This is a genomic window from Microbacterium sp. BF1 (assembly GCF_019279095.1).
GTDB lineage: Bacteria > Actinomycetota > Actinomycetes > Actinomycetales > Microbacteriaceae > Microbacterium > Microbacterium maritypicum.
Genome location: NZ_JAGYWT010000740.1, coordinates 1 through 827, shown reverse-complemented (window position 1 = coordinate 827; position 827 = coordinate 1). Strand labels below are relative to the sequence as shown.

At 69.6% G+C, this 827-nt stretch carries 1 protein-coding gene and 1 pseudogene; one reads left to right on the top strand and one right to left on the bottom strand.

Annotated features, from left to right (window positions below; all coding sequences use genetic code 11):
* A pseudogene (locus KZA10_RS16455) lies at positions 1-202 on the top strand (phage tail protein); the annotation flags it as partial.
* Between the two features lie 91 nt (positions 203-293).
* Here the strand turns inward: KZA10_RS16455 and KZA10_RS16450 are convergent.
* On the bottom strand, positions 294-740 hold the full coding sequence (locus KZA10_RS16450) for a hypothetical protein (RefSeq protein WP_055869048.1): 447 nt from the start codon (positions 738-740) through the stop codon (positions 294-296).
* Positions 741-827: the final 87 nt, after the last annotated feature.

Sequence of the window (827 nt, the reverse complement as noted above, 5' to 3'; positions counted from 1 at the left end):
ACCGGGCCAGGCGCTGGCGCGCGCGACCTGTGCGTGGGCCGACGAGATGATGTGCGACGACGAGATCGAGACCCACGTCACCCTGCTGGGCGGCTACCTGGGCACGGCAGACATCGTCGAGCACCTGACGACCTCGTTGGAGATCTCGCCGGCGCTCATCCATGCTCCCGAGCGCTTCGGCCTGCTGCCCGTCGAACACTGACACGGCCTCTGCCGATCCGCGTTCGCGCGCAGCGATGGTCCTCCTGAACGCGGTGCTGTGAGCTGCGGTGCGTCTCGCGGACGGCCGCGATCTATCGGCGCGTGCGTCGCACGTAGTTTCCGTCCTCCAGCCCCGCTTCGATCTCGAAGCGGTTGCGCAGCGGGTCTCGGCCGGCGAACAGGTAGAGAACGGGCATCAGGAAGCCGTAGCGGAGCCACTGCGCCTTGTGCACAGCCTCGTGACGGAGCACCGCCTCGCTGGGACGGCTGTCACCGGTCAGGAAGCAGCCGCCGACGCACACTCCTCCGCGGTTGAAGGTCCAGCTCGGCATGCCCTGGAAGATCCACAGTCCGGCACGCCGCTCGACGGGGCCGGTGCTCCACAGGGATCCCCACACCCAGCCGACGGCCGTGCCCCAGAGGTAGCCGAGCCTGCTCACCGGAGAGCGCAGCAGGAAGGACGGGATGCGGCGGTCGAATCGTCGTCCACGAGCGAGGATCTCATCGGCTCGCGTTCGCCAGTCGGCCCCGGCGGTCACGCCACCGCTCCGACCAGCCGCAGCAGTGCACCGAGGTCGTCGACGGCATCGGCCGGAGAGCGGGGTGCGAACCCGGCGATGGTCGCG